The organism is Eisenbergiella sp. OF01-20 (assembly GCF_003478085.1).
Lineage (GTDB): Bacteria > Bacillota > Clostridia > Lachnospirales > Lachnospiraceae > Eisenbergiella.
Map to the genome: position 1 here is coordinate 255469 of NZ_QUES01000003.1, position 16215 is coordinate 271683.

The window sequence follows — 16215 nt, forward strand, 5'->3', positions numbered from 1 at the left end:
CCAGGGAGGTGGCAGTATGATAGAAAAATATATTTTTCTCAAGACAGAACAGGATGCTGTACGTTTAAATGGGATTGTTACAAAATATCCGTATGATATTGATATGGTACATGGGAAATACGTGGTGGATGCCAAGTCTATCCTGGGCGTGCTCGGCGTGGGGGTAGGGAACAAAACGAAGCTTTGTATCAACACGGATGAAGCGGAGCAGCTGCTGGAGGAGATCACTCCTTATCTGTGCGGCTAATCCGGAGAACGGCGGCTGCCGGGGGACGAAGGCGCCGCCTGTATCCGTCCGGTTATAGGGAAAGCGATAGGAGAAGGTTTTCTTTGAGTCTGTCTAACTGGGAAAGGGTTTCTCCCTTCAGGGAAGAGCGGACCGTAACCACAGGATCCAGCACCTTGACATCCTTCATTTCCTGCAGCATGGCCTGGATCTGCCTGCCCGCCGCAGGGGCCCAGGATCCGTTTTCCAGCAGGCCGATGGTACGGTTCTGCAGATTCAGGGCTTTCATATCGTGCAGAAAGTTAGCCATGACCGGGTAAATGCCGTTGTTATAGGTGGGGGCGGCCAATAGCAGATGGCTGCAGCGGAAAACTTCGGCGATCAGGGTGGATACATGGGTATTGGAGATATCGTATACGCAGATATTCTTCACGCCGGCGCCTGCCAGGCCGTGCGCCAGGATGTTAATCGCATTTTCCGTATCACCGTACATGGATCCATAGAAAAGGGCCGCGGTCTGCTCTTCCGGCTCATAGCGGCTCCACAGGTCATATTGATGGAATAACTGATCCAGGCGGCTTCTCCACACCAGGCCATGGAGCGGGCATATCATTTTTATATCCAAAAGGGAAAGCTTCTTCAGCGCGGACTGGACCTGAATCCCGTATTTTCCCACAATATTTCCATAATACCTGCGGACCTCGGACAGCCAGTCCTGTTCCAGGTTTACTTCGTCATTGAACAGATTACCGCTCAGGGCGCCGAAGCTGCCGAAAGCATCGGCGGAGAAGAGCAGCTTCTCTGTTTCTTCATATGTCATCATGACCTCGGGCCAATGTACCATTGGGGTTAAATAAAAGCGCAGCGTGTGGGAACCAAGCCCCAGGCTGTCTTTTTCTTTGACCGTGAGCATATGGCCTGTAAAATCAAAATCATAAAACTGGCGCATCAGCGCAAAGGTCTTTGCATTCCCCACCAGCGTTATATCCGGGAAACGCAGCAGCAGCTCTTCAATGTTGGCGCAATGATCCGGTTCCATATGGTTTATTACCAGATAGTCCAGCGGGCGTCCGTTTAACGTATGGAGAACGTTCTCCAAAAACTGACGGGAGATCGAAGCGTCCACCGTGTCGATTAATGCGGTGTGTTCATCCATGATAAGATAGGAATTATAGGTGATCCCATGGGGAATGGGAAACAGATTTTCAAATAAAGCCATACGGCGGTCACAGCCGCCCGTCCAATATACGGAATCTGATAGTTTGCAGGTGCAGTGCATGAGGGATTCCTCACTTTCCTTTTTGCAGTATTATCTGTTATACTGCATTTCTTATTCAGAAACATATGGCTTTATTCCGTCAGGTTTCTTTATCAGTCGATTCCATAAGGAAGGCCCAAATCGAAGAGCCAGTCGTGATCTTTCTTCGGCTTTAGCGGAACGGACAATTCGCTCAGAATCATTTTGTGCACATCATAATAGACATCCCGGCGCCCTTCCTCCAGAATACTGCGCACCTGCGCGCACAGGTCTTTATCACCGTCCAGAAGATCGACCAGATCCCCGGAATACCTCGTTTGACGTCCGGCTTTCAGCTCTTCCAGCACCGTATCAAAAGACTTGGCAGTTGCGTAATTGCGTCCCAGGTGATCGGTAGCGGCATCCAGGCTGTCACAGATAGTGATAATATCAATAAAAATCTTCTGGGGAGAAGCCGTATTGTCAAATTCCTGCGGATATCCCCGGGTACCGTCATAGCTTTTGTGGTGTCCCAGCGCGATATCCCGGAAAACCGACAGACAGGGCAGATTTTCCAGCATTTCACCTCCGGTGACAGGATGGAACATAAGCACCTGGAATTCCAGCTCTCCCAGGCGGTGGCTCTGGGCGTTAATTACACTGGAGCACAATACCTTTCCGATATCATGAAGCAGCGCACCGGAATAGAGATAACGCCGGAACTCCTTCCTGCGGCGCACCACCTCTTCCGGAGAAGTGGTTCCTAACTGGCCTGACAGCAGATCCGGACGACGGTCGATCAGACGGTCCAGAAGCTCAAGCGCCAGCCTGCCGACCATGATGGAGTGCATGGCTGTCTGTACCTGCCGGAACATGGTCAGCTTCAGAAGTGTCTGCAGCAGAATTTCCTCATCACAGATATGAGGCAGCGCGGAAAGCACATAGCAGTAATTATAGGAACCGCAGACGTAATCCACAAAGGTAGTATAGGGCCGGGTGGTAAAATACCGGGCGAAAAGCTCCTGCACCGCCTGGTAAAGAGCCGGTTCTTTTTCTCCGTGCCGGGTCAGATTTTCGGTTGCCAGCTGGATGGCGCTCACGGCCTCTACTGCTCCCTGGCTGTAGGTGGCACCTGTAAACAGTGTGGGAAAATACTCCTGTGTCAGCTGTGTGAGTTCTGCGAGAATCGTCTCATCCGTGCACAGGCCAAGCAGACGCTGGGCCATCCGGTAAACCAGCCCGGTTCGTACCCGGTAATTTAACGAGGGAGCTTTTCCGGATCGATCAGGGTCATGCTGGCGGTGTGCGGCGGCCTGATAGATGACCTCTGCCTGGGCGGCCATACACATCCCGGGCATTAGGCATAAGGCCCCAAAACCCATATAATAAGCAAAGTCAGGTATGATCCGGTTGAATTCATACCCCTGATCGGTGCGGATAACATATGCGGCAGCACGGTTTGCCGCTTCATAGCAGGCTAACATGTCATCCAACAGTCCGGGGGTGATGCTTCCCAGTTTTAAACAGTTGATAAAGCGGTCAAATTCCAAGTCATAGATGGATAACCCCATGCTCTGCTCTTCCGGGGTAAGCTCCATGAAATGCCGTTCATAGAATACGGCGGCACGGACACAATCCTCATAAGCCCGGGAACCCAGGTGGATGGGTTCCAGAAAGCCATAGGAAAAGGCTCGTACCGTATAGCATTTCATTAATGCTGTCTCATCACCAAGCGGACTATAAAAATCCACAAGTGAATCTGCGATTTCATATGCGCAACCGAGATCCTGCACGCGGGTGATAAAACGGAAAAGGGAGTCTGTCAGCGGGTCTGCCACTTCCCTGGTCCAGCGCCCGGGCGTACGTGTGAACCAACGGACATGGCGATCCAGCATCTGCTCATTGCGTACGTAAGCCTCCCGGATCTGCCTGGAGTTATGGCGGTATCCCGCAATCCACTCGTCTGCCGGGAGATCGCTTACTATGAGTTCATAGCTGGCATCATTTATTTCCGACACAATCAGGTTATAATCGGCAAACCACTGTGTCCACTCCTCACGTGAGCAAAATCCATGAGTTACATTTTCCATGTCCGTCCCCCCTGTAGTACTAATGTTTAACTCTAATTATATGATTTCATACCGGCTTTGTAAAGGAAAGAGAACTGCTGGTGTAAAAAGAGCCGGCGGCCTATACGTTTTATAAAGTTACCGCGTCGGTTATCCATATGCTTCGGGTCAGGAAAATGAAATCACCGGAGGAACGGTATGTGTGATTATTTTGTTCATCGGCATCTATATGATCCGTCTGGCCGGGCGGGAGAGAAAGAAAATTGCAGAATGAGCCAATCAGAAAAACCGCTCCGGAGTCTGTTCCCCGGGGCGGTTTTTCAGCCCGTGTTTTTCCAACGTGAGGCGGTGCAAGGGATAGGTATCGCTGCATTTATAACTTAATAATTCGCAAACAAAATGCAAACAGAACTGCCGATAATCTGTCATATAATAAATCCATCAGATAACAAAAGAATCTAATAATACAAGCGATTCAAGGAGGTTTTTGCCCTGCTAATGCTGCAGCATGGAGAGAACCGTATTGTTTTCTTCCAGGATGCAGGATGCCTTTTCAAATTGGATAACCCCCCGGTAGGTTTCCCCGTACACCGGTTTTTCCATGGTGCTGGATCCGTAGCAGGCTTCCTCCAGAGGAAGCTGCAGCGCGTTGATGATGACATTGTCACGTACGATGACATTGCGGCAGGAGGAAAGGAACATGGCCTGCCTGGGGCAGTCGATAAACGTATTCTTTTCGATTACTACATTACGGAAAACCGGTTCCTCCGTCCTGTCGCCCGGCAGGTACACACCCATATACAGCACTGCCATCTGCCAGGCGTTCAGGTCACAGTGGCGGATGATATTGTTCCGGATAAGGAGGCCGCTCACGCCGTGGCCTTCGCTCCAGCGGGATTCACAGCCGGTTTCGATTTGGATGGCCGCGCCCTGGATGTTTTCAAAGACATTGTTTTCCACCAGCCCGTTGGAACCCTGGAGAAGGATGCCTCTGGCCCGGTTGTTGGTAAAGCGGCAGCCTCGTATGATATAGTTTTGGGTGGAAAAACGCCGGTTCCACAGAACGGTGCCGGGAGAAAGGGACTGTGGAAGGGGATCCTCAAAGGTGAGCATACAGGTGCGGCTGTGGGGATTATAATCGGCACCCGTAAGCCTGGATACATAACCGGTTGGGGACAAATCCGGATTGCGCAGCTCCACAGGGAAACCAGGCTCAAACAGCACGGATTCCTTTACCGCCCGTTGGGCGATCAGGGAATGGGAGCCTGTAATTTCTATTCCCATGCAGGAATTGTCGTGGATATTGATGCAGTCGTCCCCCGCAAACCCGAATTCACAGTCTTCTATGATAAAATTCCCCTGGGAATTACAGATGTGAAGGCAGTCTGTGGCAGTGGAAATGCTCCGGGCGGTGCCCGGCCGGACGGTGACCTTACAGCCTTTGAAATGCAGGCCATGGATATCCCCGTTTCCTACGAAACCGCTTCCGGGGGAGGAATAAATGGTGATATTTTCCAGGGTACAGTCGGTCGTATCCCGAATGGGGATTGTGAGGATGCTGTATTCATAATGCCGGAAATTATAGCAGTCTCCGCGATGAAAATGCTGCTTTGTAAAATCCGGATCCGCGGTATAAAACCGCATGGTATTGGCATCCACTCTCTCCTGGACCGGCTTGAACACCCCGGACAGTTCCCGGATCAGTTCATGCATACGGGCGTCTGTTTCTTCATCCCCGCTGTCTTTTACATATTCATTTTTATAGGGACGGAATTCCATGCCGTTTTTGCAGCCCGGCGTATAGCGGTGCGGATCAAAGGGACCTACAATAGTAAAATGCATCTTGTCGGGAATGGTTTTACAGGCGGGAAAGGTACATTCGATATAGCTGCCGTCCGCTGCGACCTCCGTTACAATGCCGGCGCTGGCAAGAGGGGCTTTTTCCCAGTTCCAGTCAAGAACCAAATCCCGGATCATAATCCGGTGTGCGCCGCAGACAGAAAGATAGGGCTTACATGTTTCGAAAATAAATTCACTTCCCTGGCCGTCTAAAAGAAAGTTCTCCATTCCATCCAGATCAAGATGGGCGTTCCCGCCGCATTCTTTAAAGCGATAGACTCCCCTGGGGACAAGCAGGGTTTCCAGCTTTTCTTTCCGGCAGCAGACAAGCGCCCGGGCGAAGGCCTTATAATTGCAGGAATTCCCGTCCGGTTTTGCACCAAAGTCCGCAACGCTGACACTGCGCCCCGGGGCGGGTCTGCGGATGTGCAGGCCTGCCAGTTCGTTTTCAAGTGTTTCCATAAAAGAAGTATCTGTTTTTTCCATTTCCTGTTATCCTTTCACGCCGGACGCCATAATACTTTGCTTCAGCTGTTTGGAGAAGAGGATGGACAGAAGGATTACCGGGGTTATGGTTATGACGGCAAGGCCCATTAATGCATTCTGTTTGGTTCCCATATTGTTGGAAATGTTATACAGCGCCACATTCAGCGTCCACAGCTTTTGATCCTCCGTTACCAGCCATGCCCAGAAGAAATCGTTCCAGTTCCCGATGAAGGTCTGCAGGGCGATCAGGGAAATAATCGCTTTGGACAGCGGCATGCAGATCTGGGTATACAGGTAAAAATGACTGGCACCGTCCAGAGAAGCGGCTTCAAAATAGCTTCCGGGGATCTGGTCAAAAAAGCCCTTGTACAGATACACATAAAAACCAAAGGGGTAGAGGAAGGGCAGCAGCAGGGCGGCATAGTTATTATAAGCGCCCATCTGCCGGTACATGATGAGCTGGGGCAGCATAATGCTGGCAAAGGGGACCATCATGCCTCCCATAAAAAAGAGCAGTACAAAATTCCCCGCTTTTTTCGTCAGCAGCCGGCTGATGACAAAGGCACAGACGGAGCAGAGAATGACCTGGGAGATCATGGCGAAGCCGATGACGATCACGCTGTTCATGACAAAGGTCATAAAACCGAATTTGACAATGGTTTCACTTTGGGGATAGATATAGGCCGGCATCTGGAGATAATATTGGAAGCTTTCCAGATTGAGCAGATTCTTGGTTCGGCTGCCTGCGCCGGCAAGCGTGCCGTTGAGCGCGTAGTTTTCGGCAAGCGTCGCCGAGACCTGCTGGTAAAAGGTGTCTGCCAGGCCTTCGGGCGGTGTCCGGGTGATTCCGTCCGGATCGAATTCATAGCCGATGGATTCGCAGGCCCTCAGATAGCGGTCGCCGTGAAGCAGGACATCCCTTTTGATGGTCGTTCTGGAATAAATTCCATAATCCCGTTCCATCTGCAGCTTCATCTGATGTGCCCTGGAATAGAACAGGGTTTTGCCGTCCTTTGTCCCATAGACCTGGATCTCCATAATGGACTGGTCGGCCAGTTTATAGTTGATGCCGAGCATTGCCAGAATGTTATCCTGGAGCATGGCATCCTTCAGCTGTGCTTCATCGCCGAAATCCTTTCCGGAATAGTCTATGACGAGAGAAAGGCTGTTGGCGCTGTCCGGAAGCAGCTGCGGCGGTACCTCATAGATCTTGGCATTGTCCTTCATAGCGCTGGAAACGGCGAAAATCAGAGGATAGAGCATGAGGGCGGCAAAGAGCAGCGAGATGGTGACCGCACAGATTTTCAGCCTGCGTTCCGAAGCTCCCGGTTTAATGTGGTTCTTTTTTGTTCCGTTCTTTTTTTTCATGAGTACCGGCTCCTATTCTTTTTCTGATTTTTCAAAGCGCATCTGCAGCATGGTCAGGGCGGCGATGACGAGCAGAAGAATGACGGAAGCGGCGGAACCGCGGCCGTAATTCAAATCCTGGTTAAACGCATTATAGATGAAGATCCCCTGTGTGGTGGATGCCCCGCTGGGGCCGCCGGAGGCATACATGTAGGGGGCGTCCAGAAGCTGCATGGTGGTGATCACACACATGATCAGCTGGATAAATATCATAAAGGAAATGTTGGGCAGGATGATCCGGAAAATTTTGCCGAAGCCCGTACAGCCGTCCAGCGCAGCGGATTCCATGATGTCGGAGGATACGCCCTGTATGGCGGACAAATACAGAAGAACGGTAAGCCCGCCCCCCAGCACACCGGGGAAAATAATGCAGAATTTGACCAGATCGGGATCGCTGAGCCAGGCCTGGGGCTGGCCGCCGAAAAACTTCACGATCTGGTTGGCAATCCCATAATCGGGATGCCAGATCCATTTCCATATAATGACGTTTACGGAAGTAGGGATAAGCGCCGGCAGGATATAGAGGGTGGTCAGGCATTTCTGGAGGCGGATCAGTTCGTTTAGGAGCAGAGCCTGAATCAGAGGGATGAAAAAGCACATCGCCAGCTGCAGCAGGAGGAAAAGAAACGTATTTTTCCAGGCATCCCAGTAATACTGCATACGGAACATGCCGATATAATTGGAAAGGCCTACGAATCTGCCGGGCGGGTTAATAGGGTCGTATTTAAATAAGGAAATATAAAAGGCGCTGAGAATGGGATAGTATTTCAGCCATACGGTAAAGGCCATGGGCAGCGCCAGGATGCACCAGGGCGCCGCTTTTTTCCGGAATGTGTAGCTTCCGAAGCTTCCGGTAAATTTGTTTCCTTTCATAGATCAATCCTCCCCGAAGTAAATTATTTGAAGGTGCACACCATAGTGGGCGTACGGATACTAACCCTATTATAAATAGAATGAAAGAGGTACATAATCAATAAAATAAACCATCATGTCACCTTTCTTAAGCTGTTTTGCCCGTCCCGGAAAAAGCTTAAGAAAAGTGACATTTTCCGCGTATTCGGTTAATATTGTATCGTTTTCAGAAATATTATTTTTTGTTATGATAGTTTTATCAAAACGAGTTCGCTGTTGTTGGGGGACTACAAAAAGGAGGAAACAGAATGAAAAAGAAAGCATTGGCTGTTGTTTTGACATTATGTATGGCTGCCGGCCTGCTGGCCGGCTGTGGAAGCAAGCCGGCAGAAAATACGGCGGCCGCGCCTTCCGGGCAGACCGCTGCGGAAGATACGGCAGGGGATAAAGAGGAAACTTCAGAGCCGGCAGCCGTGACTGAGGCACAGGATACGGAAAAGGAGCCGGTGGAACTCACCTTATGGGTGACCAGCCGCAATACGGATGATTGGTCTACAGAGATGGAAAACCAGTTTCTGAGTGAACATCCCTGGATTACCCTGAATAAGGTGGTAAAGGAAGGGGACCCGGGCAACGAATTTTACCAGGGCGTGGCTGCCGGAAACGCACCGGATCTGGTAAACTGCTCCTTTACTATGATGAATTCCTATATCGCTGCCGGTATCCTGGAACCGCTCAATACCTATACGGACAATTGGGATGAGTGGGGGAATTTCACAAAAGAATATGTGGATATGTTCACACGGGACGGTAACGTATACGGACTTCCCGGTTCGGTTGCCCCCATGCTGTTCGGATACAATAAAGCGCTGCTGGAGGCCGCAGGCGTGACGGAACCGCCTAAAACCTGGGATGAAGCCATTGAAGTGGCTAAGTTAGTCAACGATCCTTCCAACCAGATCACCGGCTATGCAACGCTGGCGGCGGAGTGGACCGAATGGTTTTTCCAGTATTATGTATGGCAGGCCGGCGGGGATCTGACGAAAGAAAATGCGGATGGGACGGCGGAGCTTACCTTTACGGATCCCGCTGTAATAGAAGCCGCAAAGTTTTATCAGAGACTGCGCAGTGAAGGGGTTCTCCAGAGTGACCTCACTTTGAAATTCGGCGATCTCGTAACGAATTTCGGCCTTGGAAAAATCGGTATGATGCCGTTTGCAGGTGACTGGGTATCGGAAGCCATCAGCAACGGGATTGATCCGGATGACATCGGCCTTTGTCTCCCTCCTGCAGGTCCTTCGGGAGAGCAGACAACCGCAATTGCCGGTACCTGCTATGTCATCAACGCAAAAGCGGATCAGGCCAAGAAAGACGCGGCATGGGAATACATCAGCTATTATACAAGCAAAGAATATCTGACATCCTTTTTTGAAAATCTCGCTACCAAGGGAGCGCCCAATCCGGTTATCATACCCCGTGATGATATGAGCGTGACTGATTTTTATGAATTCCCGGAAGAATATAAGGAAGTCCTGGAAGCTGCCAAAACAGTAGGACGTCTGGAATTCTACGGAAAGGCTGACTTCGGCTCTTATGTGGACAGGGCCGTACAGAAGATATTGGTGGATCCCAATGCGGATCCGGAAAAAGAGTTCGCCGATGCCCAGAAGCTCTGTGAAAACGAGGCGCTGGATGCCTTTAATGAAGCGAACAAAAGATAATCTTATTGCAGATACCCGGGGAATATAAGACCTTGCAGCCAGAAAGTGTGAGAATTCATTCTTGCACTTTTTGGCATTTACAAATACCTGTGGTATAATTTGGTGCAGGACAGACGGTGGGGGGATGCCGGCATATGCGCATACTTAAGAAAATAAAAGAAACAGGCAGGAAGGCCGACAGGCATATCAAAACAATGCTCCGGAAGGTAAGCCTGTTCCGCAGGCTCAATACGTCGTTTATGCTGCTTCTGATAACGGCGGCTATTTTCCTTACTTTTTTCAGCTTTTACAAATATTCTGATGAGATCAGTAAAAATACAGACAGGTATATTTCCCTTCTTGTCCAGAATGTGGCGCTGAAAATTGAGGACACCATGCAGGAATATGAAGCGGAGGCCCTGCGGTTTTATGATGACAGCCAGGTGGTGCGGGCTTTGCTGGAAAACGCGGAGCCGGGGGCGGCTTTGGACAGCGAAGCCTATGAACAGAACCGGTACTGTATCGAGAATGCGCTTTATAATATTGGCTATGGGCGGAAATATATCGTAAATATCCAGTTTGTGACGCCGGAGGAACCATATTATATGGTGGAACCGGGCGGATACCGCAGGGGCGGTATCATCCGGGATCCGGAAGCCTTTTATCAGACGGATTTTTACAGGCTGCCCCAGGAAAAAAACGGATATCCCGTCTGGTTTGACACCGCGGATCAGACCGAGATTTTTTATAAAAACGAACAGAGCGTCTATGGCCTTGCCAATATCGTGACGCTGGGTATCGCGGTGTATGCGCCGGCAGGCAGGGAGTTCCTGGGTGTTCTTCTTCTGAATATTGACCTGAATGCGTTTGCGGGAGCGATGGAGGGGTATGAAGCCTACAATGACGGAAATACGTTCATGATAGGGGAAGACGGGATCCTGATGTGGTTTAATCCCAGTATATCCGCACCGGCTTTTCCCAAGGACGGTCAGCTGTTCCAGGAAATGAAGGAGCAGGGGAAGGGGATCCGGGAAATAAGCGGCGACGGGCAGAAGCTGATTCTGGCATATGAGAGGATACCCAATACGTTTACCTTTGTAGCCCATGTTGCGGATCTGGATGTACTGTATGCCGGGACCTATCAGATCCGCAACCTGTGTATTCTGGTATTACTGGCCGTTGTGATTGCCTGCACGGTGATATCCTATTATGTCACAAGCAGTATCTCGGAGCCGGTGGGGCAGCTGATTAAGGTGATGCAGATGGCCGGGGACGGCAAATGGAACGAGAGATACCAAAACTCCGGAAACGATGAGATCACTATTTTAGGGGATCGCTTTAATGAGATGGCGGATAAAACGGATCAGCTTATCGAACAGGTCTATCTGTCGGAAATCAGGAGGCAGAAGGTTTCCATCAGCTGGATCAATGCAAGGCTGGATGCGCTGCTGATGCAGATTAATCCCCATTTCCTCTACAATACCCTGGATATTATCCGCTGGGAGGCCATGTATGAAGCCGGCGGGGAAAGCCCGGTCACGCAGATGATCGAGAAATTCAGCCAGCTTTACCGTATGGGGATGCGCACCGGAGGAAATACCATTACGCTGAAGGAAGGAGTCGAACACGCCAAGGCTTATCTGGAGGTCATTAATTTCCGGCACAGGGAAAAAATCTCGCTGGAGCTTCAGGTGGATCCGGAGGACGAAAAATTATATATCCCCCAGTTTATGCTGCAGCCGATTATGGAAAATGCGGTGGTGCATGCATTCGGCGATGCCAGCAGAGGATACGGGATTACGATTCGTGCCTGCAGGGAGGAAAACAGGCTGCTTGTGAGCGTCAGGGATAACGGAAAAGGGATGTCGCAGGAGGAGCTGGAAAAACTCACCTCTGTTATGGAAAAAGAGACTTTTGCGGAAGAAAACATAGGGCTTGTGAATGTCAATCAGAGAATCCGGCTTTTTTACGGAGAGGACTATGGGATCCGGCTTACCAGCCAAAAGGGAGAAGGGACGGAAATCATAATTTCACTGCCGGTGAGAAGCCGCTCGGAAAATATGGAAAAGACATAAGGACAGGACGGAACCGTTACACGAAAAGACAGAAGGAGGAGGGGAGCAGGATGGCATACAAGGTATTGATCGTGGATGATGAGGAGATTGTATGCAGGGGACTTACCCAGTTTGTGAAATGGCAGGAGCATGGGTTCCAGGCAGCCGGAAGCGCCAACAGTGTGGAGGAGGCGCTTCTGCAGCTGGAACATATGGAGGTCGCCGTTATTTTCCTGGACATCCGCATGCCCGGAAAGACAGGCTTGGATATGCTGCAAATCCTGCAGCAGTCGTACCCTGGTATAAAGACCGTGATATTAAGCGGTTTCAGTGAGTTTTCCTACGCCCGGGAAGCGATCCGCTACGGTGCGGTGGACTATCTGAGCAAACCGGTGAATCTGCAGGAAGTGGAAACCCTACTGGACCGCCTGAAGGCGGAATTTGAAAAAGAGGGCAGGGAAAAGGAAATCCGCGATAACCGGATTGAGGGGCTTCTGATATCGGTGGTCAAAGGTGTTAGCGAGGTGGAACAGGAAAAATACCAGCTGCCGTCTCTGGAAAGCTGGTATGGATTTTCAGCAAGGCTCATGGTAAACGACGTGCCGGATGAGGAAATCGGTTTAAAAAAGGAAGCGCTCCGGAAGAACATAAAAGCGATTGTGCCGGACGCTTATGTTCTGGATCAGGATGTATACGGGATCTTTGCAGTGATTCCCTGCAGCGAAGGGACGGAAGCGGAGAAGTTTGCGGTGATGCTGGAACAGACCTGCCGGGTGGAACAGGAATGGGCCTGCGGGCTAAGCAAATATAAACATGGGGTACGGGATTTACGGGAAGGCTATCAGGAAGCGGAATATGCCCTGCGCTACCGCAGAGCGAGAGAAAAGCGGGGGATTGTCTGGTACAAAAATATCGAAACGCTTTACGCACAGAGCGCGCCGGAGGTTCCCGACATTGTCATGGAGCTTACCGGAAAACTCATGAATCCGGAGGAACGGGCCCAGGCCGCGGCACAGATGGAGCTAGCCCTGGAAAATATCTGCATGCAGCGGCCTGTGATCACCCGGTTCCAGACCACCTGTATCCGGTGTCTGATAGAAATGAACAGCATGTTGGAAAGCATGGAGCCAAAGGGGCTGGATCTCCATGGACAGCTGAACAAGGTGCTGGAGAATATCTTGTTTTGCAGCGACTATAAAACCACCATCGCCTGTATGACCGATTATGTGAGGCTGCTGGCTTCGGGGCTTGACGGAACGGATGAAAAGCAGCTGGGGAAAGGTGTGATCCGGGAAATCCAGCTTTTCATCCGGAAGAATTACAGTAAAAATATTACCCTGAATATGCTGGCGGAGCAGTTCTATCTGCACCCCAATTATTTAAGCCGGCTTTTTAAGGAAAAAACCGGGAAAAACTTTGTGGAATATATGACGGAAATACGGATGGAACAGGTGAAAAAGCTGCTGGAAAATCCGGAAAACCGCATAGCCGATATCAGCATTATGGTGGGGTATGATAATACCCGGTATTTTAATAAGGTATTTAAACAGTCCGTCGGGATGACGCCCAGTGAATACAGGGAAAGGCTGCTGAAAAATGAGGGGTGAATGCATAGGTATGCTTCCGGTAATTCTCTGCCGTAAGAGGGGTATCCCTCCTTACCAAATCCGGCCTCATGACTATCGTAGGGTTAAAGCTTGTGCCGACGGTCCCCCGTCCTCTTCCGCCGTCGTATCGAACGCGGATTTATAAATGACATAATTACCTTTTCCGTTGTCGGATCTTAATTTCTCCAAATCTTCTTTCATATTCTTGACATCCGGATTGCCGGCGCCGAAAACGCTTCTGACGTTCTCCACAACCTTTTCATATTCTTCAGGCGTATAGAGTTCGAAAAGCCCTTCCAGAGTGGGATCGGAAGTCTGCTCAGGGGAAGGGGACGCTTCTGCGTCCGGCTCACCGGATCCGGGAGCTTCTCCGGCAGACGGTTCCCGCGGCAAGTATCAAGGCCAGTGTAAGCGTTCTTTTTTTAGGATTCATGGTTATCCCTCCTGGAAGTTTTAGGAAAGGATAGCATAGGTTTCTCTAAATAGTATCTAACCGGTATATATTGCATTAGCGTGCAGAAAATATCCGGTGTATTTGTCCGGAGATGTTTCAGGTTTGTTACAAATGGGGGATATACTGCGGTTATACAGAAAGGAAAGGAGGCGGCGGACGGTGAAGCTATTGATTGTGGAAGATGAGGAAATGATTGCCAGGCTCATCCGGATAGGGCTGGAAAAGGCGGGGTATTCCTGCGAATGTGTTTACGATGGAAAGACGGCGGCGGATTTCCTGGAGCAGAAACGGTATGATTTGATTCTTCTTGATATTATGCTTCCGGAAATCGACGGATATGAGCTGCTGGAATACAGCAAAGAGTTCGGGATACCGGTTATCTTTATTACGGCAAAATCCGGCCTGGAGGATAAGATTAAAGGCCTGAGGGCAGGGGCGGACGATTATATTACAAAACCCTTTGAACTGGCCGAGCTTACGGCCAGGGTGGAGAGTGTGCTGAGGAGGTATCATAAGGGGCAGGCCCGGATAAAGGTGGCGGGTCTGGATATTGACAGGGAATCCAGAACGGTAAAAAGAGACGGGACGGAAATTGAACTCACCATGAAGGAGCTGGATCTGCTGCTGCTTTTTCTGCGGAACCGGAACATAGCCCTGTTCCGTGACCGGATCTACGAAGAGGTCTGGGGCGGGGAATACGATCCGGAAAGCAGGACAGTGGATGTGCATGTACAGCGCCTGAAAAAAAAGCTGGGGCTGGAAGGCGTTATCGTACCGGTAAGGAAAATCGGTTACAGACTGGAGGCGGATAAGGAATGAAGCTGAGACAAAAAATTATGATTTCTGCTCTTTTGCTTTTTATGGCGGTATTTACAGGAGCTAATATCCTGACCATAGAAAACAGCTGTAAGCTCTCCTTCAACCGGATCCTGCAGCAGGCCAGAGATGAGCAGGAAAGTATTTCATCGGGGATTGAACAGTATGTATGGGCTGAACGTGAAAAAAACGGGGATAACGGCAGTAAGGATGCGGTTACGGACTATCTGGACAGCAGGGTGAATTCCCAGGGAACAGCATTGGAAATCCTGGCGGATGACAAGGTGCTGTACAGTACACTGGATTTTAAACAGCCGGTGGCTGTGGAGGTTGAATATACCAGCAGGCTTGCAACGTACAGCAGACAGGAAATTGACGGAAAGCAGTATCTGATTCTGAGCAGTTTTTTCCCTCTTAAGGACAAAACAATACGGAACCTCTTTTTCGTGGATATCAGCGGTATCTATGCGGATCGGGCCAAGCAGTATGCTTTTTTCTTCCGGCTAGCTACGGGAACGGCGGTGCTGCTTGCTGTCTGCCTGTATCTGCTCACCGGAAGGCTTACCAAAACCTTGCGCGTACTGACGGCTTCCGTGAGGAAAACAGGGGAAGGCAATTATGCGGAGAGGATACCTGTCACGACGAAGGACGAAGCGGGGGAACTGGCGGAAAGTTATAACAAAATGGCGGATGCTATTGCGACCACCGTGGAGGAGCTTAAAAGGAAAAACCAGGAGCAGCAGCGGTTTACGGATAATTTCACCCATGAACTGCGCACCCCCCTGACGGCGGTAGTGGGCTATGCGGATCTGCTGCGTTCCACCAGCGGTGACGAAGAGTATGTGCAGGAGCTGGGCGAGTGCATTTTCCGGGAGGGCAAACGGATTGAGAAGCTTTCGGAAGTGATGATGGATATGATCTTTTTAAGAAGGCATACCTTTGATATGGAGCCTTGTGACGCAGGAGATATCATCCGGCAGGCGGTCATGGCATATGAACCTGCGGCGGGGAAAGCGGGACTGCGGCTGGAGACGGTATTACCCGGAGAACCGGTCCTGCTTCTTGCCAAACCGGATTTGCTGCTGACCCTGTTCGGCAATCTGGTTGATAATGCGGGAAAAGCCTCCGAACCAGGCGGCAGGATATGGATAAGGCTCAGGGAAGAGGGCGGATCCGTCACCGCAGAGGTGGAGGATGAAGGAAAAGGAATACCGGAGGAAGAACAGGCCCGGGTTTTCGAAAGTTTTTACCAGGTGGACAAGGTGAGAAACCGGAAGAATAACGGCGTTGGGCTGGGCCTTTCCCTTTGCTCGGATATCGCCCGGATCCATGGGGCAAAAATCGAGCTTGTTTCCCGGGTGGGAAAAGGGACAATGGTAAAAATCATGTTTCCCTGTTACAAAGAGGTTACAAAAACCGGGTAGTCTGTATTACGTGCAAAACAAAAAAGGTACATAGCGGCCTGAGA

The 16215-nt window shown here is 50.4% G+C and carries 12 protein-coding genes; 6 read left to right on the plus strand and 6 right to left on the minus strand.

The features are described from left to right. Positions 1-16 precede the first annotated feature (16 nt). Positions 17-247, plus strand: coding sequence for an HPr family phosphocarrier protein (locus tag DXA36_RS06535; RefSeq protein ID WP_118677515.1), 231 nt, complete (start codon positions 17-19; stop codon positions 245-247). 52 nt (positions 248-299) lie between these two features. Here DXA36_RS06535 and DXA36_RS06540 read toward each other — a convergent pair whose 3' ends face one another. From DXA36_RS06540 to DXA36_RS06565, 5 genes are all read right to left on the minus strand, one after another. Next, the gene (locus DXA36_RS06540; protein WP_118677517.1) at positions 300-1505 is read right to left on the minus strand and encodes an FprA family A-type flavoprotein; all 1206 of its coding nucleotides are present in this window, start codon (positions 1503-1505) and stop codon (positions 300-302) included. 92 nt (positions 1506-1597) lie between these two features. Next, a complete protein-coding gene (locus tag DXA36_RS06545; RefSeq protein WP_118677519.1) occupies positions 1598-3553 on the minus strand; it encodes an HD-GYP domain-containing protein in 1956 nt (651 codons plus the stop codon). 474 nt (positions 3554-4027) lie between these two features. Then, positions 4028-5857, minus strand: a complete 1830-nt coding sequence (locus DXA36_RS06555; protein ID WP_118677522.1) for a right-handed parallel beta-helix repeat-containing protein — start codon at positions 5855-5857, stop codon at positions 4028-4030. Between the two features lie 6 nt (positions 5858-5863). Continuing rightward, the gene (locus tag DXA36_RS06560) at positions 5864-7225 is read right to left on the minus strand and encodes a carbohydrate ABC transporter permease (protein WP_118677524.1); all 1362 of its coding nucleotides are present in this window, start codon (positions 7223-7225) and stop codon (positions 5864-5866) included. 12 nt (positions 7226-7237) lie between these two features. Continuing rightward, positions 7238-8137, minus strand: a complete 900-nt coding sequence (locus tag DXA36_RS06565) for a carbohydrate ABC transporter permease (protein WP_118677526.1) — start codon at positions 8135-8137, stop codon at positions 7238-7240. A gap of 287 nt (positions 8138-8424) precedes the next feature. Here DXA36_RS06565 and DXA36_RS06575 point away from each other — a divergent pair, with 287 nt between their 5' ends. The 3 genes from DXA36_RS06575 to DXA36_RS06585 all read left to right on the plus strand — a co-directional run bounded on the left by DXA36_RS06575 (position 8425) and on the right by DXA36_RS06585 (position 13477). Beyond that, positions 8425-9837, plus strand: coding sequence for an extracellular solute-binding protein (locus DXA36_RS06575; RefSeq protein WP_118677530.1), 1413 nt, complete (start codon positions 8425-8427; stop codon positions 9835-9837). A gap of 134 nt (positions 9838-9971) precedes the next feature. Next, a complete protein-coding gene (locus DXA36_RS06580) occupies positions 9972-11891 on the plus strand; it encodes a cache domain-containing sensor histidine kinase (RefSeq protein WP_118677710.1) in 1920 nt (639 codons plus the stop codon). Between the two features lie 50 nt (positions 11892-11941). Further along, positions 11942-13477, plus strand: coding sequence for a response regulator (locus DXA36_RS06585; RefSeq protein WP_118677532.1), 1536 nt, complete (start codon positions 11942-11944; stop codon positions 13475-13477). 72 nt (positions 13478-13549) lie between these two features. On the opposite strand, the gene DXA36_RS06590 is transcribed toward DXA36_RS06585, so the two are convergent. Next, positions 13550-13870 carry a hypothetical protein gene (locus tag DXA36_RS06590; RefSeq protein ID WP_118677534.1) on the minus strand — a complete coding sequence of 107 codons (321 nt, stop codon included), beginning with the start codon at positions 13868-13870 and terminating at the stop codon, positions 13550-13552. Between the two features lie 220 nt (positions 13871-14090). On the opposite strand from DXA36_RS06590, the gene DXA36_RS06595 reads away from it, so the two are divergent. Together DXA36_RS06595 and DXA36_RS06600 are read left to right on the plus strand one after the other, a co-directional pair. Then, on the plus strand, positions 14091-14750 hold the full coding sequence (locus tag DXA36_RS06595) for a response regulator transcription factor (protein WP_182478961.1): 660 nt from the start codon (positions 14091-14093) through the stop codon (positions 14748-14750). Further along, positions 14747-16171: a sensor histidine kinase gene (locus DXA36_RS06600; protein WP_118677538.1), complete on the plus strand. Its 1425-nt coding sequence runs from the start codon at positions 14747-14749 to the stop codon at positions 16169-16171. Before DXA36_RS06595 ends, DXA36_RS06600 begins: the two co-directional genes overlap by 4 nt. Positions 16172-16215 lie beyond the last annotated feature (44 nt).

What these genes read in the sequence shown, in the direction of transcription:
- DXA36_RS06535 (WP_118677515.1), top strand. Translation starts at nt 17, where the DNA reads ATGATAGAAAAATATATTTTTCTCAAGACAGAACAGGATGCTGTACGT.
- DXA36_RS06540 (WP_118677517.1), bottom strand. Translation starts at nt 1,505, where the DNA reads ATGCACTGCACCTGCAAACTATCAGATTCCGTATATTGGACGGGCGGC.
- DXA36_RS06545 (WP_118677519.1), bottom strand. Translation starts at nt 3,553, where the DNA reads ATGGAAAATGTAACTCATGGATTTTGCTCACGTGAGGAGTGGACACAG.
- DXA36_RS06555 (WP_118677522.1), bottom strand. Translation starts at nt 5,857, where the DNA reads ATGGAAAAAACAGATACTTCTTTTATGGAAACACTTGAAAACGAACTG.
- DXA36_RS06560 (WP_118677524.1), bottom strand. Translation starts at nt 7,225, where the DNA reads ATGAAAAAAAAGAACGGAACAAAAAAGAACCACATTAAACCGGGAGCT.
- DXA36_RS06565 (WP_118677526.1), bottom strand. Translation starts at nt 8,137, where the DNA reads ATGAAAGGAAACAAATTTACCGGAAGCTTCGGAAGCTACACATTCCGG.
- DXA36_RS06575 (WP_118677530.1), top strand. Translation starts at nt 8,425, where the DNA reads ATGAAAAAGAAAGCATTGGCTGTTGTTTTGACATTATGTATGGCTGCC.
- DXA36_RS06580 (WP_118677710.1), top strand. Translation starts at nt 9,972, where the DNA reads ATGCGCATACTTAAGAAAATAAAAGAAACAGGCAGGAAGGCCGACAGG.
- DXA36_RS06585 (WP_118677532.1), top strand. Translation starts at nt 11,942, where the DNA reads ATGGCATACAAGGTATTGATCGTGGATGATGAGGAGATTGTATGCAGG.
- DXA36_RS06600 (WP_118677538.1), top strand. Translation starts at nt 14,747, where the DNA reads ATGAAGCTGAGACAAAAAATTATGATTTCTGCTCTTTTGCTTTTTATG.